A 23,315-nucleotide genomic window follows, 5' to 3' on the forward strand; every position below is an offset into this window, starting at 1 on the left:
GGGCGCAGCGCGCGGATTCTAGGGGTGAATATGCGCGAGGCGGAGGCAGAATGGGGGGCTGCAGCTATCGAAAAGATAGCGACGTGATGAAGCGCACATTCCCGGTTCACAATGCGCACCCGGCCTTCGGGCCCACCTTCCTTCCAGACAGCGCGACAGAAAGAGCATCCATCGATGGCGATCCAGTGGTTCCCCGGGCACATGTACACGACCCAGAAGGCCATCACCGAGCGGGTGAAGGACATCGACGTGGTCATCGAACTGCTCGACGCGCGCCTGCCCGGCTCCAGCGCCAATCCGATGCTGGCCGAGCTCACCGCCGGCCGGCCGACGCTCAAGGTGCTCAACAAGCAGGACCTGGCCGATCCCGCGCGCACCGCGCTCTGGCTGGCGCACTACAACGCGCTGCCGGCCACCCGCGCCATCGGACTCGATGCGAGCCTGACCACGCCCGCGCAGCAGATCGTCAAGGCCTGCCACGAGCTCTCGCCCAACCGCGGCGGCATGGCCAAGCCGATGCGGGTGCTGATCTGCGGCATTCCGAACGTAGGCAAGTCCACCCTCATCAACACGCTCACCGGCGGGCGCAAGGCCAAGACCGGCGACGAGGCCGGCATCACCAAGCTGGAGCAGCGCATCACGCTGGCCGACGACTTCTACCTCTGGGACACGCCCGGCATGCTGTGGCCGCGCATCGTGGTGCCCAAGAGCGGCTACAACCTTGCGGCCAGTGGGGCGGTGGGGCGCAATGCCTTCGACGAGGAAGAAGTGGCGCTGGAACTGCTCAACTACCTCAAGGGGCACTACGCCGAAGGCATTGCCGCGCGCTTCAAGCTGGTCGAACTCGACGCCGCGACCATCGCCGGAATGAAGGACGAGGACGTGCTGGACACCATCGGCCGCAAGCGCGGCGCGTTGCTGGGCAAGGGCCGGGTCAACCTGCAGAAGGCGGCGGAAATCGTGATGCACGAATTCCGCGCCGGCAACCTGGGGCGCATCACGCTCGAGACGCCCGAGGAGTTCGCGCAGTGGTTGGCCGAAGGGCAGCGCATCGATGCGGAGCGTGCGGCCAAGAAGGCGGCGCGCGGAAACAAGAAGGGCAAGCAGAAGCCCGAAGCCCCAACCGAGGAGAGCCCCTGATGCCGAGTTTCTTTTTCTTTCGCAAGGGTGGTCTTGATACCGACTCGGAAGACTTTCCTGGCCTGGTGAGTGTTGCCGCGTACCTGAAGCAACTGAGCGCACAGGAACACGAGCGCAAGCCCACCGATGCCGAAGGTTTCTTGCGCGAGCTTGACGCCGTGCCATGGCGCGAGGTGATGGCCGCCTGGCTCGTCGCGCAGGAAGGCCCGCTGCCCGCGCTGGTCTTGTGCAGCGACGACATGAAGGTGCAGTTCGGCATCGGAGGCGTCTTTCACGAGCAGTTGCACTACTACCAGTGCAGCTTCAGCCGCGAAGTGAAGAAGGGCTGGTTTTCCAAGGAAACGCAGAACCTCAGCTTCGAGATCCATGCGCGCGAAGACGTGGCCGGCCTGGTGCGGCAGTTCGTGCAGGGCGATTACGACGCGCTGACCGACGAGGCCCGGCGCATCGGCCAGAACGTCCTGGCGTAGGGACCGGCAACGCATCGGACGGGCGCCTTGCGTTCGGCTCCGGCTCCCTCTTCAGGCGACGGCGCGGGCCGTGCCTGGATGCAGGCGCTCGCGCGCCGCTTCCCTGAACTGGGCGCCGTGCCACTGGCCGCGCTGGCTGCCCAGGCGCGACGAGAACAATTGGGCGCGCACGTCACATTGCTCGCGGCCGGCGCGCCTTGGCAGCATGCGTTCTGGGTAGAGCGCGGGTTGCTGCGGCTCTTCTACATCGACAGCGAAGGCCGCGAGTCGAACAAGAATTTCCACGCGGAGGACGCGTTCATCTGGCCCGTGACCGATGTGCTGCGGCGCGAGCCTGCAGCCTTCTTCATCGCGGCGCTCGGGCCGGCCACGGTCTGGTGTCTGCCGTACGTTGCGCTCGAATCGGCCGTGGCGCGCCTGCCCTCATGGACCGCGCTGCAACTGCACGCACTGGCAGGATTGCTCGACGACAAGATGCGGCGCGAGCAGGTCTTCCTGCAGTGCACCGCGCGGGGCTACGAGGACTTGCTGCGCGAGCGGCCCGAATGGGCGAAGCGCATTCCGCTGCGGCACCTGGCGTCGTACCTGGGGATGACCGACGTCTCGCTGTCGCGGCTGCGCGCCAGCATGAAACTTATCGACGGTTAAGGCGCTCGGTCGACGACGCTGGGACAGTGGGGCTTTTCCGGAGGGGAGCCATGTTCCGTTTTTCATCGACCGCGCTGCAACTCGGCCTGCACGGCCTCGCCATTTTCTGGTTTGGCCTGATGGCCGGCTTCTTCTGGACCTACAGCGCCAATGTCAACTTCGCGACGCTGCAAATGGACGGCAGCACCTACGCGCTGGTCCAGTCCAGTCTGAACCGCAACGTGCGGCATGCGATGTTCTTCAGCTTCTTCTTCGGTCCGCCGTTGCTGTGCGCGCTGGCCATGCTGACGGCCTGGCCGCAGTGGCGCGTGCGCTGGTGGTGGTGCCTGGGGGCGGCCGGCGTGCTGTATGCGCTGGGCATCGTGGTGTTCACCGCGCAGGTGAACCTGCCGCTCAACGCGTACACCGAGTCGTGGGACCCGCGCGCGTTGCCGTCCGACTGGATGCAGACGCGCGAGCGATGGAATGCCGCGAACCTGTGGCGCACCGTGGCCAGCGCGGCGGCGTTCGCGCTGGCGCTCTTCGCCCTCTGCGCGCGGACGATTGGCCCCCGGCGCTGATCGGAAAGGGCCCGCCCACTATCATCGAAACATGCAACGCCTCACGCGCCAGCGCAACGCCGTTTTCTCCGCTTTCAGCGACACCGGTCGCGTGCTCACCGCACCGGAAATCCTCGAACACGCACGCGAGATCGTGCCCGAGATCAGCCTCTCCACCGTGTACCGCCAGGTTTCCCTGCTGCTGGCCGACGGCGAGATCGCGAAGGTCGAACTGCCGGGCGAACCGGCGCGCTACGAAGTGGCCTGCAAGCCCGCCGCGCACCGCCACGCGCACCATGACGGCAAAGAGGTCGATCACCACCATCACTACTTTCATTGCTCGGGATGCGGGCAGGTGTTCCTGCTGCATGCGTGCCCGGGACCGATGGATGACCTCGCGCCCAAGGGCTTCCAGGTGAAGAGCCACGAGGTGACGCTGCATGGGCTGTGCGCGGCCTGCGTCGATGCAGGCGGCAAGGCGAGCGGGCACAAGGCGCACTGACGCGACAGGTTGCCGTCAGCTTTTCGCTGTTATTGAGAATGAATTCTCAATAACGTATAGTCGCGGGTCCCAACTTTTCGGAACGACCCGATGCAAGTCCTGTCCTCGCTCAAGGAAGCAAAGAAGCGTCACCGCGATTGCCAGGTGGTGACCCGACGCGGCCGCACCTACGTGATCTGCAAGTCCAACCCGCGCTTCAAGGCGCGCCAGGGCGGCGCGAAGAACAAGAACAAGCGCTGAACCTGCGCTGACGACAAGGCGGGATGTCTCCCCGCCGAAACCCCACGACTGAACCGACCCATCTGCATCGGCGCACCTGCGCCGCCGCAGGCCTGCGCGCGTCTTTTTCTCCAACCGGAAACCTGTCCATGCTCCGAGCCATCGGCCTCACCAAACAGTACGGAACGCACACCGCACTCGACCGTCTCGACCTCGACATCCGCGGCGGCGACATCTACTGCCTGCTGGGCGCCAACGGCGCGGGCAAGACGACGACGATCAACCTGTTCCTGAATTTCATCGCGCCGACCGGGGGCACGGTGGAGATCAACGGTGTCGATGTCACGCGCCATCCGGTCGCGACCAAGCAGGACGTGGCGTACATCCCCGAGCAGGTCACGTTGTACGGCACGCTCTCGGGCCTGGAGAACCTGCGCTTCTTCGCCGGCCTTGCGCTCGGCCACGAGCTGCCGCGCACGCGCCTCCTCGAGCTAATGACCGAGGTGGGCCTCGACCACGCGGCCGCCGACAAGCGCGTCTCGGCGTACTCCAAGGGCATGCGGCAGAAGGTGTGGATCGCGGTGGCGATCGCCAAGGAGGCCAAGGCGCTGCTGCTCGACGAGCCGACCTCGGGGCTCGACCCGCATGCAGCCGCCGAGTTCTCCGACCTGCTGCGCCGTGCCGCCGACACCGGCGTGGCCGTGCTCACCACCACGCACGACCTGTTCCACGCGCAGCAGACCGCCACGCGCGTCGGCATCATGAAGCGCGGTCGCCTCGTGGAAAGCCTCGACGGCGAAGCGCAGATCGCGGACACCGACCTGCAGTCGCTCTACCTCCAGCACATGAGGGCTTGAGATGAAGGCCGACATGCTGCTGCACTGGATCGCACGACGCGAATTTCTCGAGCGCCTGCGCGACGGCCGCCTGTACTGGGCCGGCGGGCTCGTGGCGATGCTGCTCTTCACCGCACTCGCCGTCGGCTGGACGCATCAGCGAGACGCCCACGCCGAGCAGGTTGCCGCCCAGGCCATGGACTACCGCGACTGGCTGCACCAGGACAAGCGCCATCCGCACGATGCGGCCCACCAGGGCATGCATGCCTTCAAGCCGGAGCCTCCGCTGTCGATGGTCGACTCGGGCATCAACCCCTTCATCGGCAGCACCGTGTGGCTGCAGGCGCACCGGCAGAGCGAGGTGAAGTTCAACGCCGCGCAGGACGCGACCGGGCTGCAGCGCTTCGGCAACCTCTCGGTCGGCTGGATATTGCAGGTGCTCGGCCCGCTGCTGGTGATCGTGCTCGGCTTCAACGCCTTCGCGGGCGAGCGCGAGCAGGGCATCCTGCGGCAGACGCTGAGCCTGGGTGTGGCGCCGCTGCGGCTCCTGGCCGGCAAGGCGCTGGCGCTGTCGGCGTCGCTCGCGGTGCTGCTCGTGCCGGCCGCCATCGTCGCGGCCATCGCGGTGGCCGTGGGCGCGGAGCAGGGCGAGCGCATCGATGCGTTGCTGCGACTGGCCGCATGGGCGCTTGGCTACGCGATGTACCTCGGCATCTTCGTGTTCCTCGTGCTCGGTGTGTCGGCGATGTCGGGCACCTCGCGCACGGCCATCACCGTGCTGCTGGCGCTGTGGATCGGGCAAGCCGTGATGGCGCCGCGCGTGCTCTCCGAGTTGTCGCGCACCTGGTTCCCGAGCCCGACGCGGCTGGAGTTCAACCAGCAGCTCGGCGCCGAACTCAAGGCGGTGTCGAACCAGGTCTGGCAGGAGAACTTCGGCACCACCGAGCGCTGGGGCCGTGATGTGCCGCTCAGCAAGTGGGGCATCGCATTGCGGCTAGATGACCAGGCCTCGTATCCCGTGTACGACCGCCACTACGGGCGCCTCTGGGACACCTGGGAACAGCAGCAGACCGTGCAGGAGTGGAGCGGCCTCGTGCTGCCCATCCTCGCGATCCGCAGCTTCTCGATGGGCATGGCGGGCACCGATTTCTCGCACCACCGCCGCTTCACGACCGCGGCCGAACTGCACCGCCGCAACATCCAGGACCTGATGAGCAAGGACCTGGTGGCGCATGCCGATCCGCTGGGCGACCGCCACTTCTCCTACCAGGCCACGCCCGACCTCTGGGCCACCGTGCCGCCGTTCGACTACCACTCGCCGGGCGCGGGATGGGCGCTGCGGCACCAGGCGCGAAGCCTGGCCGTGCTGTTCGCCGGCCTGCTGCTCGCAGCGGCGTTCGCGGCCTTCGCCACCGTGCGCCAGCGCGCGCTTTGAAGAGGGATGCCACGCATGTCCATCCATCCTCCCCAAGGCCGCCGCCTGCTGGCCGTGATGCGCCAGGAAATCCGCTTGATGTTCGCCGAACGCGGCCTCTGGGTCGTCGGGGCGCTGTTCCTTTTGCTCGTGGCCTATGCGCTGGGCAACGGTCTCATGCAGACCGCCAAGCGCGACCGCGCGCAGGCGGCCGTGGCGCAGGCCGACCGGGACACCCGCGCTGGTCAGCGCGTGCAGCTCGAAGCCATCTTGGCCGGCACCGCGCAGCCCACGCCGTTCGAGAACCCGGCCGATCCCTCGCGCATGGCGAGCGGTTATGGCGGCCAGCATGCGCTGCTGCCGACCGCGCCGCTGGGCCCGGTCGCGCTGGGGCAAAGCGACCTGTTCCCGAGCCAGTACAAGGTCACGAACCAGAGCCGCGTCGTGTTCATGAACCCGAGCGACATCGAGAACCCGTGGCATCTGCTGAGCGGGCACTTCGACCTGGCCTTCGTCATCGTCTACCTGCTGCCGTTGCTGATCTTTGCGCTCAGCTACAACCTCCTGTCGGCGGAGCGCGAGAACGGCACCTTGCGGTTGTTGCTGTCGCAGCCGCTGCGCCTGCGCACGCTGCTCGCGGGCAAGCTCACGGTGCGCGCCGCGGTGCTGCTGGGGCCGGCGGTGCTGCTGCCGGTGGCAGTGCTGTGGATCGCGCGCCATGCGGGCTTCGCCGGCGGTGCGGGCAGCGCAACGCTCTGGTGGGCGCTGCTGGTCGGCGCCTATGCGCTGTTCTGGTTCGCCCTGGTCGTGGCGGTGAATGCCTTCGGGGCTTCGTCGGCGACCAATGCGATGGTGCTGGTCATCGCGTGGGTGATGCTGGTGCTGGTGGCGCCGGTGCTGCTCAACCTCGCCGTCACGCGGGCCGCGCCAGCACCTTCGCGCACCGAACTCGCCACACAGCAGCGCGTGGTCACGGCCGAGGCGATGAAGCGCTACCAGGACCTGCTGGGCACCGAGTACCAGCACGTGGGCCATGGCGCGATCCTCGTGCCGCGCAACGGCAAGATCGAAATCGCCGGCCGCGCGCTGGCCAACTACAAGATCGAGCGCGAGGTCGACGACGCGATCCGTCCCGCGCTCGACCGCTTCGACGCGCAGCAGGCGCGCCAGCAGCAGCTGCTCGGCCGTTTCGGCGCGGTATCGCCCGCCGCAGTGGCCTATGAAGGCATGACCGCGCTGGCCGGCAACGGCGTGCGGCGCCATGCGCGCTTCGAGGCGCAGACGGTGGCGCACCACGAGGCGTGGAAGGCCTTCTTCTTCCCGCGCATCGATGCGCGCGATGCGTTCACGCCCGCCGAGTTCGACCGCATCCCGGCCTTCGCCTGGCAAGAGGAGCCTGCCGGCCTGATGCGCGGCCAGGCCGCGCTGGCGGTGCTGCAGCTGCTCGTGCCGAGCCTGTTGCTGTTCGGCATCGCGGCGTTGCGGCTGCGGCGCTTCTCGGTCGCTTAGTGCATTGCATCGTTCTTTCCGGTTTTTCGTTTCGTCCCAACCAAGCAGTCCAATGATCCAGTTCACCCGCACGGCCATGGCGGTCGCCGCTGTCACGGCTTTCCAGGCCGCCTACGCCCAAGGCAGTAGTGCCGAACTCGGCACCGTCACCATCGAAGGCAGCCGCGATGCCAACAGCCTGCACCTCGAGGAATCGAGCGGCACCGCGTCGCGACTCGGCCTCTCGGTGCGCGAGACGCCGGCCTCCGTCGAGATCCTGTCGCAGGACGCGATCCAGCAGCGCGGCGCGCGCACCTTCAGCGAGGCGCTGCGCGGCATGGCGGGCCTGTCGGGCGGCGGCCCGCCGTCGTCACCGACGACGCTTTCCACACGCGGCTTCACCAGCCTCATGTACCTCTACGACGGCGTGCGCAGCTCCGGCGCAGGCGTCGTCAACCGCGTACAGGACACCTGGAATTACGACCGCATCGAAGTGCTCAAGGGCCCGGCCTCGGTGCTCGACGGCGAGGGCGCCATCGGCGGCGTTGTCAACTTCGTGACCAAGCGGCCTGACCGCGACAACCCGCACAAGGAAGCGCTGCTCTCGTACGGCAGCTACGGCTCCACGCGCGCGGCCTTCGGTTTTGGTGGCGCGCTCGGCGATGCCAGCGCCTACCGCATCGACTACAGCCGCAACGACAGCAAGGTCGGCACTATCGACCGCAACGGCGAGCGCATCGACCACTTCACCAGCGGCCTGCTGCTCGACCTCGGCGGCTCGGTGAAGCTGGACCTTTCTTTCGACTATCTGCGCGACAACAACGACGCCTACTGGGGCACGCCGCTCGTGCCGCGCAGCTTTGCCACGCAGCCGACGAACGTGGTGAGCACGCCCGACGGCCGCGTGATCGACCGCCGCATGACGCGCACCAACTACAACGTGCTGGACGACGACAACTCGTCGGAAACCTACTGGCTGCGCGCGCGCCTCACCGGCCAGCTCGACGGCGGCTGGTCGTGGCGCAACGAGTTCTCGGCCAACAAGTCGAACCGCGTGTTCCGCAATTCGGAGAGCGCCACCTTCGTGGCATCTGCCAGCATCGCGCGCGACCAGACGCTGATCACGCACGACCAGGACTTCTGGCTCGACCGCATCGACGCCACGCACAAGGGCACGATCGGCGGCATGGACAACCGCTTCGTCGTCGGCGGCGAATACAGCGAGACGCGCTTTGGCAGCCAGCGCCGCTTCTCGAACAGCAGCGCCAGCACGGCGAACCTGCTGCGGGTGCCGGTGTTCGACCCTTACGTGGGTTTCTTCAACGACGACCCGGCACTCAGCGTGGGCGGCGGCAACCGGACCGACATGAACACCAAGGTGCGGGTGAGTTCGCTTTTCGTCGAAGACGCGCTCAAGCCGATCCGCAATCTCACGCTGGTCGGCGGCCTGCGCCACGACCGCACCGAGGTCGACCGTTCCATCACCGACCTCAGCCTGGGCAGCAACACGCGCTTCGGCAGCAGCTACCGTTCGACCTCGGGCCGTCTCGGTGCGGTGTACGACATCACGCCGCAGTCGAGCATCTACGCGCAGTACACCAACGCCACGCTGCCGGTGAACTCGCTCTTCCTCCTGTCGGCATCCAACGCGGCATTTCCGATGTCGCGCGGCAAGCAGGCCGAAGTGGGCTTCAAGCAGAGCCTGCCCGAGGCGAATCTGGAGTGGACCGCGGCCGCCTACAAGATCGAGCTCGACAACGTGCTTTCGCGCGATCCGAACAACGCGGCCAACACGGTGAACAACGGACGGCAGTCGTCGCGCGGGCTGGAGTTGTCGGCGGTGTGGAAGCCCACTCGCCAATGGACGCTCGCGGGCAACCTCGCGGCGCTCGATGCGCGCTTCGACACGCTGGTGGAGGCGGGCAACGTCTCGCGCGTGGGCAAGACGCCGCCCAACGTGCCCGAGCGCGTGGCCAACCTCTTTGCGACCTACCGACCCGACAACTCGAAGCTGGAGTACTTCGTCTCGCTCAACCGCACCGGCCACATGTTCACCGACACCGCCAACCAGATTCGCATCAACGGCTACACCACCATGGATGCGGCAGTGAGCTATCGGCTCAAGAACGCGCTGCTCAGCTTTCGCGTGCGCAACCTGACCGACAAGCTCTACGCCACCTGGGTGGGGCGTGCCACCAGCCAGGTGCTGCTGGCGCCGCGGCGCACCTTCGAGGTGTCGGCCAAGTTCGACTTCTAAGAAGGTGTGACGGGCGCGCTCAGCGCATCTGCAGCCGCGCATCCTTCGGATAGCTGATGGTGTAGTCGGCCGCCACGCGCGCGGTCTTGCCGGCTTCGAGGTCGAAGCTCCACATCGCCAGGCCCGGCTGCTTGTTCCACGCCAGCTCGCCCGGCTGCGGCGAGAACTGCGAAGTCACGCGCACCTGCTCGTCGACCGAGACCGGCGCCGCTTCCAACACCTGCACCGCGATGGGCGTGCGGTGGCGGTTCTCGATCACGTAGGCGCGCTGCACCTTGCGCTCGGCGCGCGTGCCGGCGAAGCCGCCGGTGCCCTGGTTGTCCTTCTCGGGCTCGGCCTGCACGCGCACCAGTTCGTCGCGGCCGAAGGACAGCGTCAGGCGCGCATCGCTGGGAGCCGTCCACTGGCCGTTGCCGACGAAATTGCCGTCGCGATAGAGCTGCATCGGGCCGGCCGGCCACACGCCGGTGGGCTGTGCGAGATCGGCGACCAGGAAGGCGCCAGCGTCCACGCCCGGGCTGGTGCGCGAGGCGAGCCTGGCCGTGTCCTCGTACTGGCCGAGCGCCATCGTCACGCGCTGGCCGTTGGAGGGCACGTCGATGCTTTGCGGTACAGAGAATTCGGTGGCGAAGCTGTTGTCGAACACGCTCACATCGAACAGCGGCGCGCGGCGCTCCATGGCCGATTCCCTGACCGCAGGCGGTGCGCCCGCCATGGTGGGTGCCGGCGCGGCCATGAACGCCATGTCGCCCCGTGCGCGCTGTGGCGGCGGCTCGATGCCGATGCGCCACGCGTCCGGCGTGCGGCCGGTAGGTTCGCGGCGCGGCTGGCCGGTGGAGAGCACCAGCTTCACGCCGCGCCAGTCTTCGCCCGTGGCCTGCGCCACCAGCGCCTGCCGTTCGATGCGCACCTTGCGGGTGGCGGTGTCGAGCAGCGCACGGTAGGTGGGCGTCCAGCCGGGGCCGTTGACCTGGTAGCTGAGCTTCACCTCGGCATCGGCGCTGGCGGCCAGCGTGACCGTCACGGCCACCACCTGCGCGCCATTGCCCTGCGAGCGCTTGCGCTCGGCGATCAGCGGGTTGAGTTGGCGGTCGATGTCGCCCTGCTTGCGCGCGAGCTGGTGCTGTTTCAGCAGCGAGTCTTGCCCGGTGCGGCGCATCGCGTCGGTCACCGCAGCGAGGTTGCGCGCGTCCATCGGCGCGCGGGCACCCTGCGACGAATCTCCGCCCGAGAGGCCCTTGAGATAGCCCGTGACCAGGCCGAGCGCATCTCTTTCGGCCTGCAGCGCGGCCTTCTGGTCCTCGAGTTCGCGGATGCGGCCGTCGAGCGCGCTGGTGGCGCAGCGCGCCGAAAGCTCACGCTGCTCGTTGAGCACCGAGGTCTCGCCCACGCGCACCGACGCATCGGCCGACACCTGCAGGCTCTGCACATCCAGCCCCGCCGGCAGGCAGGCGAAGGTGACAGAGCGGCTGCCGGCCGCGACGCGCGCCACGCGCTCCACGGTGGCGCTGCCGGGGTAGACCTTGACCTGGGTGATGCGCGAGTCGGCCGCCTGGGTTTGCAGGGGGGCCGGCACCTGGGCGCTGGCACTCAGAACCAACCAGGTGGCGGCGACGACGGTGGCGCGGAGCAGGAGGGCGGAGGACGGTGCTTTCATGGAAGAGCCTTCGAAAGTGAGTGGGTTGACCTCCACTCATACGGATGGGCTCGTCCAGCGGGGTTAAGTCGCCGCGAGAAATATTTCACGCCGATGGCGGCTGTCACCAATGCAACCGCAACGGCGTTTCCGGTCACGCGTGCGACGACGCGCGAAGGGGGCGGTTCGTAGAGTGGGTTCGTCCACATCACCAACACCCCCCCGTTCCAAGGAGAACCCCATGCTCGACACCATCCAGGCCATCAACCGCACCGCTTCGTTCAACCGCTGGGCCGGCTTCGAAGTCCACCATGCCGCCGACGGTGAAGCCGAACTGCGCATGAACTGGCGCGAGGAAGACATGGGCCAGTACGCCGGCTTCCTGCACGCCGGCATGATCGCCGCGCTGCTCGACACCGTGAGCGGCTATGCGGCTTCCACGAAGGCGGGCCGCGTGCTGGCCTCGCACTTCTCCGTCAACTGCATCTCGCCCGCCATCGGCAGCGCCTTCGTTGCGCGCGGGCGGGTGGTGAAGGCGGGGCGCAAGCAGGTGTTCGTCGTGGCGGAGCTCTACGCGCAGCCCGAAGGCAAGGGCGACGATGCGCTCAAGCTCGTGGCGACGGGGAACGCCATCCTGGTTCCGATTGCGGCGGAAGAGCTTCAGCCGAAGCCCGCCGCCTGAGCTTCAGCCCGAACAGCGGCCGCAGCCAGTTGACGCGGCGGATCAGTCCGTCGGTCAGCAGCCAGCAGCCCAGGATGGTCAGCGCCACCAGCAGCGCGGGCTCCAGCACCGGGCCGAGCGCGAGCGGCGCCAACACGGTCACGCTGACGATGATCAGCGTCTGGTGCAGCACGTACCACGGGTAGACCGACTCGTTGGCCCAGCGCAGCCAGGGCCACGGACGGTTCAGGTGGCGGTGGCCGTGGCCCAGGATGGTCGCGATGGCCAGCCACATATAGAGCGTGCGCAGCAGGTCCATGAGCAGGCCCGGCGCCGACCTTCCCGCGCCGACCCGCAGCGCGATGAACGTGCCGATCGCCACGACCGCCAGCACCAGCGACACCCGGCGCAGCCGCTCCAGCTCCTTCCAGATGCCCGTGTCCACGCCCATCCAGTAGCCGTAGAGAAACACGGTGAGGTAGATCGCGTGCAGGTAGAAGTCGCGCACGAGGTTGTGCGTGGGCGGGAAGTGCGGGGCCAGCAGCACCGTCCACGCCAAGAGCGGCAACACCGGCAGCAGCAGCAACTTCCAGCCGCGCAGCGCGTTGAACCGGCGGCGCACCCACTGGCCGGCGGGCGACTTCCACAGCGGCAGCGTCAGCGCGACCAGCGCGGTGTACGCAAACAGATAGGGCAGGTACCAGAGGTGGTTCCAGGTCATGCCGAACTCCGCGCCGTCGAAGGCGCGCTTGGGCCACGGCTCGGCCATCGACAGGTAGCGCAGCAGGAAGGCGCCGAAACCCGGCGCGACCAGCCCGTTGGCCACGCCCTGCGCGTAGGCCTGGTACGGCACGATCACCATCATCCCGAACACCAGCGGCAGCATCAGCCGGGAGCCCCGGCTGCGCAGCAGTGCCCCGGTGCCCTGGTGGCGGGCGAGGAAGCCAAGCGACACGCCGGAGATCAAGAACACCAGGTCCATGCGCCAGAGGTTCAGCACCCGCATCGGCCACTGCAGCCATTCGGCCGCGTGCGGGCTTTTCAGGTGCCAGGGCCAGTCGGCCACGTAGTACATGGCCACGTGATAGAGGATCACGAACAGGAAGGCCAGGGCGCGCAGGGCGTCGATGTCGTGGCGCCGGTCCGTGCCGGGCAGGGGAGTCGGAAGGCTCATTTCAGGGTCCTCGAAACGGAAAGTGCGGCCATCGTGTGGCCCGGCACCGCCCGGCGGCGCGCCCGCGGGACGGATGGCCCGGCCTTTGTGACGAGCGGTGGCCCCGGTGGGATGAAATTCGCCCCGCCACCGCGCAGATGGCGAGAATCCCGGGCATGAAAGCGTCCCACCGGAACCTGTACGAGCGCTACGAGCCGATCCGCCGCTACGTGGAAGTGGGTTTCTGGATCGTGCTGATGACACTGCAGGGCGTGTTCAGCACCATGGTCGCGGTGGTCGACGCCCGCAACCGCGCCGTGCCGCGCGCCACCTGGGAAATCGTCACCTGGGAGGGGTCGAGCCACCTGGTGCTGCTGATGCTGATTCCGGTGTTCGTCGCCATCGAGCGCAGGCTGGCGCCGCTGATGCCGCGCCGCTGGGTGCTGTTTCTGGCCTGGCACGTGGTGGCCAGCGTGGCCGTCAGCGTGGTGCACGTGATGGGCATGTTCGCTGTGCGCTCGCTGGTCTACGCCCTGATGGGCAACCGCTACGACTTCGGCGGCTGGACTGCCCAGTGGGGCTACGAGTACCTGAAGGACGTGCGGGTCTACGTCTCCATCGTCTTCGGGATATGGGCCTATCGGCTCTTCATGCTGCGGTTGCAGGGCGAGGCGAGGGTGCTTGATGCGCCGGAAGCGGGGGTGTCCGATCCGCCGCCCGAAGCCGCATCGTCGCTGCCATCAGCCCCAGTCGATGACTTGCCGCCGGCGCCGGAAGAAACCCCGCCGCCTCCGCCACCCCCACCGACCCGCCCCGAACGCTTCCTCGTGCGCAAGTTGCGCCGTGAATTCCTGATCGCCGCCACCGACATCGACTGGCTCCAGGCCGAGGGCAACTACGTCGGCCTGCACGTCAACGGCCACGACTACCTGCTGCGCGCCACGCTCACCGATTTCCTGACCCAGCTGGACCCGGCCAGGTTCGTCCGCGTGCACCGAAGCCATGCGGTGAACCTGGCGCGCATCAAGGAAATCGAGCCACTGGATGGCGGCGACGCCCGCCTGCACATGCACGACGGCACGACCGTGCCCTGCAGCCGCCGGTATCGCGACGCGCTGAAGGTCGGCGCGGGCTCGACGGGCTGAAAAGCAGCCTGTTCCGGTGCGCGAACGCGCCGTTATGGCTCGTTTCGCACCATCAAAGAGCCTTTGGGCACCATTTTTGCTTCCTTGCACCATCGCTCCGGGCAATCCGGCTGCGATGCACCAATTCAATCCAAAAACTGCAAGAAGCTCCCATGGACGCACTCAAACAGGGCGCAGATGCGCTGTTCATTCTTCTCGGCGCCATCATGGTCTTGGCCATGCATGCCGGTTTTGCCTTTCTTGAACTGGGCACCGTGCGCAAGAAGAACCAGGTCAATGCGCTGGTGAAGATATTGGTCGACTTCTCGGTCTCGACCATCGTGTACTTCCTGGTGGGCTATGGCGTGGCCTACGGCACCCACTTCTTCGTGGGCGCCACCGAGCTGGCGGCCAAGAGCGGCTACGAGTTGGTGAAGTTCTTCTTCCTGCTGACTTTCGCTGCCGCCATTCCGGCCATCATTTCGGGCGGCATCGCCGAGCGCGCCAAGTTCTGGCCGCAGCTCATCGCCACCGCGGTGATCGTCGGCGTGGTGTATCCGCTCTACGAGGGCATTGCCTGGAACAAGGCCTTCGGCATCCAGGCCTGGATCGCCTCGGTCACCGGCCACGAGTTCCATGACTTCGCGGGTTCGATCGTGGTGCATGCCGTGGGCGGCTGGCTTGCGCTGCCGGCGGTCATCCTGCTCGGCGCGCGCCGCAACCGCTACCGCGGCGACGGCTCGCTGAGCGCGCATCCGCCGTCGAACATCCCGTTCCTCGCCCTCGGCGCGTGGGTGCTGTGCGTGGGCTGGTTCGGCTTCAACGTGATGAGCGCGCAGAGCATCGACAAGATCTCCGGCTTGGTGGCCGTCAACTCGCTGATGGCGATGGTCGGCGGCACGCTGGTGGCGCTGGCCATGGGCAGGAACGACCCCGGCTTCGTCTACAACGGCCCGCTCGCCGGCCTCGTGGCCGTGTGCGCCGGCTCCGACCTGATGCATCCGCTGGGCGCGCTGGTGGTGGGCGGCGTGGCGGGCGCCATCTTCGTCTTCATGTTCACGCTCACGCAGAACAAATGGAAGATCGACGACGTGCTGGGCGTCTGGCCGCTGCACGGCCTGTGCGGCACCTGGGGCGGCATCGCGGCCGGCATCTTCGGCACGCAGGCGCTGGGCGGCATCGGCGGGGTGAACGTTTGGGCGCAACTGATCGGCACCGCAATCGGCGTGGTCTGGGCGCTGGTCGGCGGTGCGGTGGTGTACGGCGCGCTCAAGGCCACGATGGGCCTGCGGCTCTCGCAGGAAGAGGAATACGACGGCGCCGACCTGTCGATCCACCACATCTCCGCCACGCCGGAGCGCGAAGCCAACTGGTAAGGAGGGCGCAGGGCGGGCAGGGTTGGGCTATTCTTCGCCCCCTCTAAAGACAAGCCGGAGAAGGAAGACCCATGACCCAACCCACCCACTGGCTGCGCCGCGGCATCGCCGCGCTGGCGAGCAGCGTGCTGATGCTTTCGTTTGCAGCACACGCTGGCGCACCGCAGGTCAAGACCCAGGCGCCCGGCTTCTACCGCATGATGCTCGGCGACTTCGAGGTCACCGCCCTGTTCGACGGCACCATCGACCTCGAAGTCAAGAAGCTGCTGACCAACACCACGCAGGCGCAGGTCGGCAGGCTGCTCGACCGCTCCTTCAAGAAGGACCTGGTGCCCACCTCGGTGAACAGCTACCTCGTCAACACCGGCAGCAAGCTGGTGCTCATCGACACCGGTGCGGGCACGCTCTTCGGCCCTACGCTGGGCAACCTGCGCAACAACCTGCTGGCTGCCGGCTACAAGCCCGAGCAGGTCGACGACGTGTTCATCACCCACATGCACGGCGACCACGTCGGCGGCCTCATCGTCGACGGCAAGCTGGCCTTTCCCAACGCCACGATCCACGCCGGCCAGGAAGACGCCGATTTCTGGCTCAGCAAGGCCAACCTGGAAAAGGCCACGCCCGAGATGAAGGGCTACTTCCAGGGCGCGCAGGCGTCGCTGAATCCGTACGTCGAAGCCGGCAAGTTCAAGCCCCTGAAGGGCAACGCCGACCTCGTGCCCGGCATCAAGGCCGTCGCGGCCCACGGCCACACGCCCGGCCACAACACCTACGTGGTCGAGTCCAAGGGCCAGAAGCTCGTGCTGTGGGGCGACCTGATGCACGTGGCCTCGGTGCAGTTCGTGCAGCCGCAGGTGACCATCTCGTTCGACGTCGATTCCAAGACCGCCGCGGCGGAACGCAAGAAGGCGTATGCCGATGCGGCGAAGGGGCGGTATCTCGTGGCCGGCGCGCACCTGCCGTTCCCGGGGCTGGGGCGCATTCGGGCCGAGGGCTCGGGGTATGCGTGGGTGCCTGTGGATTATCAGCAGGTGCGATAAGTTGGCGATCTGAAGCGTATTCGGGCCGGATACGCTTCATTTTTGAAGCGTATTTTTGGGGTGGCGCGGCGGCGGTTACTGGTTCGCGAGGTCGGGAAAGCACAGATTTGGCTGCTGTAGCAAACTCCCCCGACCGCATCGCTCCCAAGTCAACAACAGCCCCATGACCCAATCTCCGCCCGCCCTCGAAGTCCTCCCCCGCGACCTCTCCGCCTACCGCCAGGGCAACGTCGGCATCGACTACGTGCACCGCTTCGAGTCCGGCAAGCCCGGCCCGCACGTGCTCATCAACGCGCTGACGCACGGCAACGAAATCTGCGGCATGACCGCCGCCACCCACCTGCTGGACAACGGCGTGCGCCCGAAGATCGGCACGCTCACCGTGGCCTTCGCCAACATCGATGCCTACGAGTCGTTCAAGGAAGAGTCCCCCTACGACAGCCGCCAGATCGTGCACAACCTCAACCGCATCTGGTCGCCCGAATGGCTGGATGGCGGCGAAGACAGCCCCGAACTGCGCCGCGCGCGCGTGCTGCGCCCGGTGGTGGAAGCCGCCGACCACATCCTGGACATCCATTCGACCAGCCAACCCGTTGTGCCGTTCTGGGTCTACCCGGCGTTCGAGCGCAACGCCGAGGTGGCACTGGCCATCGGCCGCCCGTCGGTGCACCTCGTGATGCCCGACGGCCTGGGATCGGGCATGCCGCTGATCCAGTACGGCAGCCACGGCGGCCCGGACGGCAAGGGCGTGGCGATGGTGGTCGAGTGCGGCCAGCACTTCCTGCGCTCGGCGTCGGAACTGGCGACCGCGGTCACTTATGACTTCCTCGCGTACTTCGGGCTCGTCGACAAGGATCCGGCCACCCCTGCACCCGCGCCGCAGCGCCGCTTTCAGCTGCTGCAGACGCACGTCATCAAGTCGGAGGACTTCGCGTTCGTGCGCCCTCTGATCGGCTTCGAGACCTTTGCCAAGGGCGAACTGATCGCCACCAACGGCCCGGACGAGATCCGAGCACCGTGCGACGACTGCACGATCTTCATGCCCGCGCAGCGCGTGATCGTGGGGCGCGAGGCGGTGTATCTGACCCGGCCGATCTGAGCCGAATGACCGATTCGCCCGTCATGAGCCGCTGGCGCATGGCGGGCATCATCTTCGTCTTCCTATGGTTCGCCATTGGCGGTGTCGCGCACTTCGTGGCGACCGAGGCGGAGATGCGCATCGTGCCGCCCTACATCCCCTGGCCGCGCGCGGCCGTGCTGGTGAGCGGCGTGTTCGAGCTGCTGGGCGCGGCGGGGCTGCTGTGGCGGCCGACGCGGCACGCTGCGGGCGTCGGACTCTTCCTTCTGACCCTGGCCGTGACACCCGCGCATTTCTACATGCTGCAGCGGCCGGAGCTTTTTGCGAGCGTGCCGTATTGGGCGCTGGTGGTGCGGCTGCCGGTTCAGGTGGCGCTGCTGGCGCTGATCGCGTGGAGCACCTCGGCGTGGCCGAAGAAGACGGTCAGCAGATGAGCAGGTGCGTCGGCTTGGCCGTGGTGCTGTAGTCGGCGTGCCAGTAGTGCGGGTCGTCGCAGAGGCTGAAGACGGCTTCGGCGTTCGCGTGGCGATTGTCGAAGTGGTTGTGCAGGGTGACGTGCACCGAGCCCGGATCGGGCCAGTCGATGCCGACGTCGACGACGCGGTTGCCTGAGGCGACTTCGGCGGCGAGGATCTTCTGCAGGGCAGGGTGCAGGCGGGTGTTGAGGACGGCGAGGGTTTCGCGGCGGGTGGCGCGGGCGAACGCTGCCTCAAGGCAGGCTTCGGTGAAGAGGGGTTGATCGGCCATGGTTCGCCTCGTGACTTAGACGGTCGCAGATGCCTTGGACTTCGGAATCGTCCTGCCCCGGCACTTCGGATAGTTGGCGCAACCCCAGAAGCTGCCTTCATTCTTGGACGAGTTTCTTTCGACCATCTTCGTGCCGCAGCTTGCGCAGGTGGGTCGCCAGTATTCGCCTTCGTAAGCGACTGCGAGCAATGCCGCTTGCTGCTCGGGCGTGCGCTTACTGATCAGTTCGAGCAGGGCGGTGCCATCCTGTGCGTGGATGCCGTTCGTCTTGGCGAATGCGATCGCTTCGGCAGTGAAGGTCGAGCTTGTGACGTAGGTGCCGCTCTTCAGCTGGTGCGATGCCATCACGCCGAAGAACTCGCGCATCTCCTTCACTCCCACGGGATTGCTCCGCCAGTGCTTGCATTGGACGACGCGCGGCACGTCGCTGTGCTTGGAGTAAAGCCAGATGTCGACGCCGCCGTCCGCACCGTGCGACTGGCTGCGTGTGGTGAATCCCGCTTGCGCGTAGAGCGCTTCGCACAGGGCCTCGAAGCGGCGCCATTCGATGGCTGCGAGTACGGCGGGGCTCCATTGCTGCTCGTGCCGTGGCGCGGATTCCGAGGGGGATGGCGTGGGTTGAGAAGGCGTTGCAGCAAAGACGGGCTCACGCCGCGGGAGGATCGATGGCGACGATGGGCGCCGTGATGCTTTTGCGGCAGGCGGTTGTTGTGCAACGCGCTCCATCTCCGGGAGTACGGCTTTCCGGGTGATGAGGTAATGCAGTCCCAGCAACACCGCACCAACCGCCAGTGCCGCCCAGCCCGCCGGACGGAGCGCCGGGCCGAGTGTGCCGACGATGGAGCCCTGCATGAAGCTTGGTCCCACCAGCAGCAGTACGCCGACGACGATCACCGTCCATCCTTTGCCCGCCAGCTCCATCCGAGCACGTTCACGGCGTCGCTCGGCTCTTGTCTGTTTCGCCATCGCCTCAACCCACCCCTTGTTTGAGTAGCGCGAGTTTATGAGGCGGGGGGAATCCGGAACTCAGGGTGAGTACTCAAGCTGCAACGAACAGCGCCGGATCCACCATCGCCCGATTCAGCATCACACCCCAATGCAGATGCGGCCCCGTGACGCGTCCCGTAGCGCCTACCGCCGCCAACTGCTCGCCAGTCTTCAACACATCCCCCACCTTCACATCCACCCGGCTCAGATGGCAATACATCGTCAGCAGACCGCCGCCATGGTCGAGCCACACCGTGCCACCGTTGAAGAAATAGTCTCCCGTATCGATCACCCGCCCCGGCAGCGGCGCCAGCACCGGCGTGCCCGTGCCGGCCGCGATGTCCATCCCGCTGTGCGGATTGCGCGACTGCCCGTTGAACACGCGGCGCAGGCCGAACGAGCTGGAGCGGCGACCCGGCACGGGCACGCGCATCTGCAGCACGGCATCGGGCCGCAGGTCGGTGAGCGTGGCCATCACGCCGGTCAGGTGATCGCGTTCGCGCACGTAGCGCGCTTCGTCTTCGGGCGAGAGGTCGACCGTGCGCGGCGCCACGGTCAGGCGCTGTTCGCGGTACTGCTTGTCGGTGACCGTGTAGGCGACCTGTCTTTCGCTGCCGCCGTTCTCGGCCCGCACCGTGATGCTCGCGTCGCCGGGCTTGGCCGCGAGCGGGATGCCGACCAGCGCCGTCCATTCGATGGCATCGCCCAGCACGAGCAAGGGCACATCGCCTGCGAAGGCGGCCGGGCGCTTGGCGCTCGGGCCGAGTGACAGGCGCGCCACGCCGCCGGGCACCTGGGATGCGTGCGGCCAGACGTCGGGGTGCGGTTGCTTCGACTTTGCAGGCGCAGCGGCGACGGCATGCGTTGCGGGCAGCGCGAGCAGGCCCAGCGTGCCGAGCAATGCGCTGCGGCGATTCAGTGCGGGCGTGAGGAGGTCGGGCGAGGTGGTTCGGACGTTGTCGTGCATGAAGAGATCGAATGAATGAAAGAAGTGCTGTGACGTCGCGCGGTCGCGCTATTCGCGCCACGTGCCGGGCGCCAATCCATCAAGTGTGTGCGGCCCGATGGCGGCGCGGATCAGGCGAAGCGTGGGCAGCCCGACAGCGGCGGTCATGCGCCGCACCTGGCGATTGCGGCCTTCGCTGATCGCCAGTTCCAGCCATGCGGTCGGAATGCTCTTGCGTTCGCGAATCGGCGGTTGCCGGGCCCACACATCGGGCGGCGGGTCGAGCAAACGCACACGGGCAGGGCGCGTGAGGCCGTCGTTGAGTTGCACGCCCTGGCGCAACGCAGCGAGCGCCTCTTCGGTCGGCACGCCTTCCACCTGGACCCAATAGGTCTTCTCCATCTTGAAGCGCGGATCGGCGATGCGCGCCTGGAGCTGGCCGTCGTTGGTGAGGAGCAGCAGGCCCTCGCTGTCTGCATCGAGGCGGCCGGCGACGTAGACGTCGGGGATGTCGATGAAGTCCTTGAGTCCACGCCAGCGGCCCTCGGGGGTGAACTGGCTGAGGACGCCGTAGGGCTTGTTGAAGCGGATCAGGCGGGAAGGGCTCGGGAAATTCATGAATGCACAGGATAGCCCGGGTCGGCGGACGATGGCCGTCAGACGGCGGCGGCAGGCCACATCAGATCGCGCAGCCGTCCTGCAACGCGAACGTTTTCAAGCGGCATCCAATCTATTCAGAGAACTGAACAACACGGAGTCGGACATGACGATGCGAAGTTTCAACAGGTTGGCGTGGGTGGCGGTTACGGGCATTGCGATGACTGCGTGCAGCAGTACCTCCTTGCGTGTGGGCGGCGCGTCCGATGCGAGCGTCAAGAATTGCGTGATGGCGGCGGCGCGCGAACTGCGCGTGCCGGCGGGCAGCATCGCAGTCGACAGCGGCTCCACGCCGCGCGACGGCGTCTACACGATCAACCTGAAGGTCGGCCCGCAAGGCCGTTCGGCGGTGTGTACGACGGACGAAAACAACGCGGTGCTGGGCGTGGTCTACAAGCGGCCCGAATAAATGAAAAAGCCGGGGCCATGACGGTCCCGGCTTTGTGCTGCGCGGAGCAGGGGGTTACTTGCCCCAGCTATCCCGCATCCCCGCAGCCCGATTGAACACCCGCTTGCCGGGCGCATCCGTCTTCGTATCCACCACGAAGTACCCATGCCGCTCGAACTGGATCCCCACCCCGGTTTCAGCCGTCGCCAATGAAGGCTCAACGTACGCCGAGCAAATCTCCAGGCTCTGCTTGTTCAACTCATCCAGCAGCTCCCCGCTCCCCGGATTCGCCGCCGCAAACAGCCGCTCGTACAGCCGCACCTCGGCCTGCACCGCATCCGCCGCAGCCACCCAGGTGATGTTTCCCTTCACCTTGACCGCGTCCGCGCCGGGCGTGCCGCTCTTGGTGTCCGGCAGCAGCGTGGCCTGCACTTCGACGAGCTTGCCGCTGGCATCGCGCCTGGCGCCGGTGCATTCGATGACGTGGCCGTACTTCAGCCGCACCTTGTTGCCCGGGAACAGGCGGAAGAAGCCCTTGGGCTGCACGTCCTCGTAGTCGGTGCTTTCGATCCACACCTCGCGGCCGAGCTTGAACTCGCGCTTGCCCATCTCGGGGTGGTGCGGGTGCACGGGGGCGGAGCAGTCGTCGAGCACGTCGTCGCCGCCCATCAGCTCGCCCCAGTTCGTGATGACGAGCTTGACCGGGTCGAGCACGGCCATGGCGCGCGGGGCGATCGGGTCGAGGCTGTCGCGCAGCGCGGCTTCGAGGCTGGCGTAGTCGATCCAGCCGCCGGACTTGGTGGTGCCGCTGCGTTCGCAGAACAGGCGCAGCGCCTCGGGCGTGTAGCCGCGGCGGCGCAGGCCCGCGATGGTGGGCATGCGGGGGTCGTCCCAGCCGTCGACATGGCCTTCTTCGACCAGCTGGCGCAGCTTGCGCTTGCTGGTCATCACGTGGGTGACGTTCAGGCGCGCAAATTCGTACTGGCGCGGGTGCGGGCTGGCGATGAGTCCGCCTTCGGCGAGGCGGTCGAGCAGCCAGTCGTAGAAGGGGCGCTGGTCTTCGAATTCGAGCGTGCAGATCGAATGGGTGATCTGCTCCAGCGCGTCTTCGATCGGGTGCGCATAGGTGTACATCGGGTAGATGCACCACTTGTCGCCGGTGTTGTGGTGCGTGGCCCGGCGGATGCGGTAGAGCGCCGGGTCGCGCATGTTGATGTTGGGGCTCGCCATGTCGATCTTGGCGCGCAGGATGGCGGCGCCGTCGTCGAGCTTGCCGTCGCGCATCTCGCGAAAGCGCGCGAGGTTTTCTTCGGGCGTGCGGCTGCGGAAGGGGCTGTCGGTGCCGGGCGTGTTGAAGTCGCCGCGGTTGGCGCGCATTTCCTCGGGAGTCTGCTCGTCCACGTAGGCGAGGCCGGCGCCGATCAGGTACTCGGCCGCTTCGTACATGAAGTCGAAGTAGTTGCTCGCGAAGTACTCGTGCGGCTGCAGGGTGCCGGGGGCGCTGGGGCGGTCGGCCAGGTAGGTCTCGTAGCCGAGCCACTTCACCGCGTCGCGGATGGAGTCGACGTATTCCTGCTCTTCTTTTTCGGGGTTGGTGTCGTCAAAGCGCAGGTGGCTCACGCCGCCGTATTCGCGGGCCAGCTCGAAGTTGAGCCAGATGCTCTTGGCGTGGCCGATGTGCAGGTAGCCGTTGGGTTCGGGCGGAAAGCGCAGGCGCACCTTGGCGGGGTCGGTCATGCCCTGGGCATGGTGGGCGGCGTTGCCCGGGGAGCCGCCCCATTTGCGGCCAGAATACGCGCCCTGTGCGAGGTCGTTCTCGATCACGTGGCGCAGGAAATTGCTCGGTGCAGCGGTCGTTTTGGCGCCGTTTTTGTCGGTCGGGGAGGTCATTGCCTCATTCTAGAGGGGACCCCCTATGGGTTACCTTTGGCAACGTTCTTCACAATGGCCGGTGCACCCCGTTTGCAATTGCCGCGTTCAATACACACATGGGCGGTCCACACCCGGAC

General features: G+C 67.1%; 24 protein-coding genes. 17 read left to right on the top strand and 7 right to left on the bottom strand.

The features are described 5' to 3' along the window. Positions 1-174 precede the first annotated feature (174 nt). The 10 genes from ylqF to ACSFA7_RS14625 all read left to right on the top strand — a co-directional run bounded on the left by ylqF (position 175) and on the right by ACSFA7_RS14625 (position 9,513). A complete protein-coding gene (ylqF, locus tag ACSFA7_RS14580; RefSeq protein WP_435500023.1) occupies positions 175-1,140 on the top strand; it encodes a ribosome biogenesis GTPase YlqF in 966 nt (321 codons plus the stop codon). Continuing rightward, on the top strand, positions 1,140-1,610 hold the full coding sequence (locus ACSFA7_RS14585; RefSeq protein ID WP_435500024.1) for a hypothetical protein: 471 nt from the start codon (positions 1,140-1,142) through the stop codon (positions 1,608-1,610). The genes ylqF and ACSFA7_RS14585 overlap by 1 nt, the downstream gene beginning before the upstream one ends. A 27-nt stretch (positions 1,611-1,637) precedes the next feature. Further along, a complete protein-coding gene (locus ACSFA7_RS14590) occupies positions 1,638-2,258 on the top strand; it encodes a Crp/Fnr family transcriptional regulator (RefSeq protein ID WP_435500025.1) in 621 nt (206 codons plus the stop codon). 50 nt (positions 2,259-2,308) lie between these two features. Next, positions 2,309-2,818, top strand: coding sequence for an anthrone oxygenase family protein (locus ACSFA7_RS14595; RefSeq protein ID WP_435500026.1), 510 nt, complete (start codon positions 2,309-2,311; stop codon positions 2,816-2,818). Positions 2,819-2,849: 31 nt separating this feature from the next. Next, complete coding sequence (locus ACSFA7_RS14600; RefSeq protein WP_435500027.1) at positions 2,850-3,299, top strand: Fur family transcriptional regulator; 450 nt, start codon at positions 2,850-2,852, stop codon at positions 3,297-3,299. 90 nt (positions 3,300-3,389) lie between these two features. After that, on the top strand, positions 3,390-3,539 hold the full coding sequence (gene ykgO / locus ACSFA7_RS14605; protein ID WP_013542562.1) for a type B 50S ribosomal protein L36: 150 nt from the start codon (positions 3,390-3,392) through the stop codon (positions 3,537-3,539). Between the two features lie 128 nt (positions 3,540-3,667). Beyond that, positions 3,668-4,375, top strand: a complete 708-nt coding sequence (locus ACSFA7_RS14610; RefSeq protein WP_435500028.1) for an ABC transporter ATP-binding protein — start codon at positions 3,668-3,670, stop codon at positions 4,373-4,375. Between the two features lie 13 nt (positions 4,376-4,388). Beyond that, positions 4,389-5,789: an ABC transporter permease subunit gene (locus ACSFA7_RS14615; protein ID WP_435500223.1), complete on the top strand. Its 1,401-nt coding sequence runs from the start codon at positions 4,389-4,391 to the stop codon at positions 5,787-5,789. Positions 5,790-5,804: 15 nt separating this feature from the next. Beyond that, a complete protein-coding gene (locus ACSFA7_RS14620; protein ID WP_435500029.1) occupies positions 5,805-7,277 on the top strand; it encodes an ABC transporter permease subunit in 1,473 nt (490 codons plus the stop codon). Positions 7,278-7,329: 52 nt separating this feature from the next. Next, entirely contained in the window at positions 7,330-9,513 is a 2,184-nt protein-coding gene (locus ACSFA7_RS14625; protein ID WP_435500030.1) for a TonB-dependent receptor, read from the top strand. 19 nt (positions 9,514-9,532) lie between these two features. Here ACSFA7_RS14625 and ACSFA7_RS14630 read toward each other — a convergent pair whose 3' ends face one another. Continuing rightward, the gene (locus ACSFA7_RS14630) at positions 9,533-11,170 is read right to left on the bottom strand and encodes a DUF4139 domain-containing protein (RefSeq protein WP_435500031.1); all 1,638 of its coding nucleotides are present in this window, start codon (positions 11,168-11,170) and stop codon (positions 9,533-9,535) included. 220 nt (positions 11,171-11,390) lie between these two features. Between ACSFA7_RS14630 and ACSFA7_RS14635 the strand changes: the two genes are divergently transcribed. Then, positions 11,391-11,831 carry a PaaI family thioesterase gene (locus ACSFA7_RS14635; RefSeq protein WP_435500032.1) on the top strand — a complete coding sequence of 147 codons (441 nt, stop codon included), beginning with the start codon at positions 11,391-11,393 and terminating at the stop codon, positions 11,829-11,831. On the opposite strand, the gene ACSFA7_RS14640 is transcribed toward ACSFA7_RS14635, so the two are convergent. Continuing rightward, the gene (locus ACSFA7_RS14640; RefSeq protein WP_435500033.1) at positions 11,755-12,984 is read right to left on the bottom strand and encodes an acyltransferase family protein; all 1,230 of its coding nucleotides are present in this window, start codon (positions 12,982-12,984) and stop codon (positions 11,755-11,757) included. The genes ACSFA7_RS14635 and ACSFA7_RS14640 overlap by 77 nt on opposite strands. A 155-nt stretch (positions 12,985-13,139) precedes the next feature. On the opposite strand from ACSFA7_RS14640, the gene ACSFA7_RS14645 reads away from it, so the two are divergent. The 5 genes from ACSFA7_RS14645 to ACSFA7_RS14665 all read left to right on the top strand — a co-directional run bounded on the left by ACSFA7_RS14645 (position 13,140) and on the right by ACSFA7_RS14665 (position 18,015). Beyond that, positions 13,140-14,108 carry a LytTR family DNA-binding domain-containing protein gene (locus ACSFA7_RS14645; protein WP_435500034.1) on the top strand — a complete coding sequence of 323 codons (969 nt, stop codon included), beginning with the start codon at positions 13,140-13,142 and terminating at the stop codon, positions 14,106-14,108. 152 nt (positions 14,109-14,260) lie between these two features. Further along, positions 14,261-15,463, top strand: coding sequence for an ammonium transporter (locus ACSFA7_RS14650; RefSeq protein WP_435500035.1), 1,203 nt, complete (start codon positions 14,261-14,263; stop codon positions 15,461-15,463). A 71-nt stretch (positions 15,464-15,534) separates the two neighbouring features. Continuing rightward, on the top strand, positions 15,535-16,503 hold the full coding sequence (locus ACSFA7_RS14655; RefSeq protein ID WP_435500036.1) for an MBL fold metallo-hydrolase: 969 nt from the start codon (positions 15,535-15,537) through the stop codon (positions 16,501-16,503). 163 nt (positions 16,504-16,666) lie between these two features. Continuing rightward, on the top strand, positions 16,667-17,602 hold the full coding sequence (locus tag ACSFA7_RS14660) for a M14 family metallopeptidase (protein WP_435500037.1): 936 nt from the start codon (positions 16,667-16,669) through the stop codon (positions 17,600-17,602). 5 nt (positions 17,603-17,607) lie between these two features. Further along, positions 17,608-18,015 carry a DoxX family protein gene (locus tag ACSFA7_RS14665; protein ID WP_435500038.1) on the top strand — a complete coding sequence of 136 codons (408 nt, stop codon included), beginning with the start codon at positions 17,608-17,610 and terminating at the stop codon, positions 18,013-18,015. On the opposite strand, the gene ACSFA7_RS14670 is transcribed toward ACSFA7_RS14665, so the two are convergent. The 4 genes from ACSFA7_RS14670 to ACSFA7_RS14685 all read right to left on the bottom strand — a co-directional run bounded on the left by ACSFA7_RS14670 (position 18,005) and on the right by ACSFA7_RS14685 (position 20,879). Beyond that, the gene (locus ACSFA7_RS14670; protein WP_435500039.1) at positions 18,005-18,328 is read right to left on the bottom strand and encodes a hypothetical protein; all 324 of its coding nucleotides are present in this window, start codon (positions 18,326-18,328) and stop codon (positions 18,005-18,007) included. The genes ACSFA7_RS14665 and ACSFA7_RS14670 overlap by 11 nt on opposite strands. Before the next feature lie 15 nt (positions 18,329-18,343). Beyond that, positions 18,344-19,222 (bottom strand): restriction endonuclease, encoded by an 879-nt coding sequence (locus ACSFA7_RS14675; RefSeq protein ID WP_435500040.1) that lies wholly within the window; start codon positions 19,220-19,222, stop codon positions 18,344-18,346. Between the two features lie 145 nt (positions 19,223-19,367). After that, positions 19,368-20,282 (bottom strand): peptidoglycan DD-metalloendopeptidase family protein, encoded by a 915-nt coding sequence (locus tag ACSFA7_RS14680; protein ID WP_435500041.1) that lies wholly within the window; start codon positions 20,280-20,282, stop codon positions 19,368-19,370. 48 nt (positions 20,283-20,330) lie between these two features. After that, positions 20,331-20,879: a pseudouridine synthase gene (locus tag ACSFA7_RS14685; protein WP_435500042.1), complete on the bottom strand. Its 549-nt coding sequence runs from the start codon at positions 20,877-20,879 to the stop codon at positions 20,331-20,333. A gap of 145 nt (positions 20,880-21,024) precedes the next feature. Here ACSFA7_RS14685 and ACSFA7_RS14690 point away from each other — a divergent pair, with 145 nt between their 5' ends. After that, positions 21,025-21,327, top strand: a complete 303-nt coding sequence (locus tag ACSFA7_RS14690) for a hypothetical protein (RefSeq protein WP_435500043.1) — start codon at positions 21,025-21,027, stop codon at positions 21,325-21,327. 54 nt (positions 21,328-21,381) lie between these two features. On the opposite strand, the gene ACSFA7_RS14695 is transcribed toward ACSFA7_RS14690, so the two are convergent. Next, positions 21,382-23,196: a glutamine--tRNA ligase/YqeY domain fusion protein gene (locus ACSFA7_RS14695; protein WP_435500044.1), complete on the bottom strand. Its 1,815-nt coding sequence runs from the start codon at positions 23,194-23,196 to the stop codon at positions 21,382-21,384. Positions 23,197-23,315 lie beyond the last annotated feature (119 nt).

This window comes from Variovorax trehalosi (assembly GCF_051216415.1).
In the GTDB taxonomy this organism is placed as follows: Bacteria; Pseudomonadota; Gammaproteobacteria; order Burkholderiales; family Burkholderiaceae_C; genus Variovorax.

What these genes read in the sequence shown, in the direction of transcription:
- ylqF (WP_435500023.1), top strand. Translation starts at nt 175, where the DNA reads ATGGCGATCCAGTGGTTCCCCGGGCACATGTACACGACCCAGAAGGCC.
- ACSFA7_RS14585 (WP_435500024.1), top strand. Translation starts at nt 1,140, where the DNA reads ATGCCGAGTTTCTTTTTCTTTCGCAAGGGTGGTCTTGATACCGACTCG.
- ACSFA7_RS14595 (WP_435500026.1), top strand. Translation starts at nt 2,309, where the DNA reads ATGTTCCGTTTTTCATCGACCGCGCTGCAACTCGGCCTGCACGGCCTC.
- ACSFA7_RS14600 (WP_435500027.1), top strand. Translation starts at nt 2,850, where the DNA reads ATGCAACGCCTCACGCGCCAGCGCAACGCCGTTTTCTCCGCTTTCAGC.
- ykgO (WP_013542562.1), top strand. Translation starts at nt 3,390, where the DNA reads ATGCAAGTCCTGTCCTCGCTCAAGGAAGCAAAGAAGCGTCACCGCGAT.
- ACSFA7_RS14610 (WP_435500028.1), top strand. Translation starts at nt 3,668, where the DNA reads ATGCTCCGAGCCATCGGCCTCACCAAACAGTACGGAACGCACACCGCA.
- ACSFA7_RS14615 (WP_435500223.1), top strand. Translation starts at nt 4,389, where the DNA reads ATGCTGCTGCACTGGATCGCACGACGCGAATTTCTCGAGCGCCTGCGC.
- ACSFA7_RS14620 (WP_435500029.1), top strand. Translation starts at nt 5,805, where the DNA reads ATGTCCATCCATCCTCCCCAAGGCCGCCGCCTGCTGGCCGTGATGCGC.
- ACSFA7_RS14625 (WP_435500030.1), top strand. Translation starts at nt 7,330, where the DNA reads ATGATCCAGTTCACCCGCACGGCCATGGCGGTCGCCGCTGTCACGGCT.
- ACSFA7_RS14630 (WP_435500031.1), bottom strand. Translation starts at nt 11,170, where the DNA reads ATGAAAGCACCGTCCTCCGCCCTCCTGCTCCGCGCCACCGTCGTCGCC.
- ACSFA7_RS14635 (WP_435500032.1), top strand. Translation starts at nt 11,391, where the DNA reads ATGCTCGACACCATCCAGGCCATCAACCGCACCGCTTCGTTCAACCGC.
- ACSFA7_RS14640 (WP_435500033.1), bottom strand. Translation starts at nt 12,984, where the DNA reads ATGAGCCTTCCGACTCCCCTGCCCGGCACGGACCGGCGCCACGACATC.
- ACSFA7_RS14645 (WP_435500034.1), top strand. Translation starts at nt 13,140, where the DNA reads ATGAAAGCGTCCCACCGGAACCTGTACGAGCGCTACGAGCCGATCCGC.
- ACSFA7_RS14650 (WP_435500035.1), top strand. Translation starts at nt 14,261, where the DNA reads ATGGACGCACTCAAACAGGGCGCAGATGCGCTGTTCATTCTTCTCGGC.
- ACSFA7_RS14655 (WP_435500036.1), top strand. Translation starts at nt 15,535, where the DNA reads ATGACCCAACCCACCCACTGGCTGCGCCGCGGCATCGCCGCGCTGGCG.
- ACSFA7_RS14660 (WP_435500037.1), top strand. Translation starts at nt 16,667, where the DNA reads ATGACCCAATCTCCGCCCGCCCTCGAAGTCCTCCCCCGCGACCTCTCC.
- ACSFA7_RS14665 (WP_435500038.1), top strand. Translation starts at nt 17,608, where the DNA reads ATGACCGATTCGCCCGTCATGAGCCGCTGGCGCATGGCGGGCATCATC.
- ACSFA7_RS14670 (WP_435500039.1), bottom strand. Translation starts at nt 18,328, where the DNA reads ATGGCCGATCAACCCCTCTTCACCGAAGCCTGCCTTGAGGCAGCGTTC.
- ACSFA7_RS14680 (WP_435500041.1), bottom strand. Translation starts at nt 20,282, where the DNA reads ATGCACGACAACGTCCGAACCACCTCGCCCGACCTCCTCACGCCCGCA.
- ACSFA7_RS14685 (WP_435500042.1), bottom strand. Translation starts at nt 20,879, where the DNA reads ATGAATTTCCCGAGCCCTTCCCGCCTGATCCGCTTCAACAAGCCCTAC.
- ACSFA7_RS14690 (WP_435500043.1), top strand. Translation starts at nt 21,025, where the DNA reads ATGACGATGCGAAGTTTCAACAGGTTGGCGTGGGTGGCGGTTACGGGC.
- ACSFA7_RS14695 (WP_435500044.1), bottom strand. Translation starts at nt 23,196, where the DNA reads ATGACCTCCCCGACCGACAAAAACGGCGCCAAAACGACCGCTGCACCG.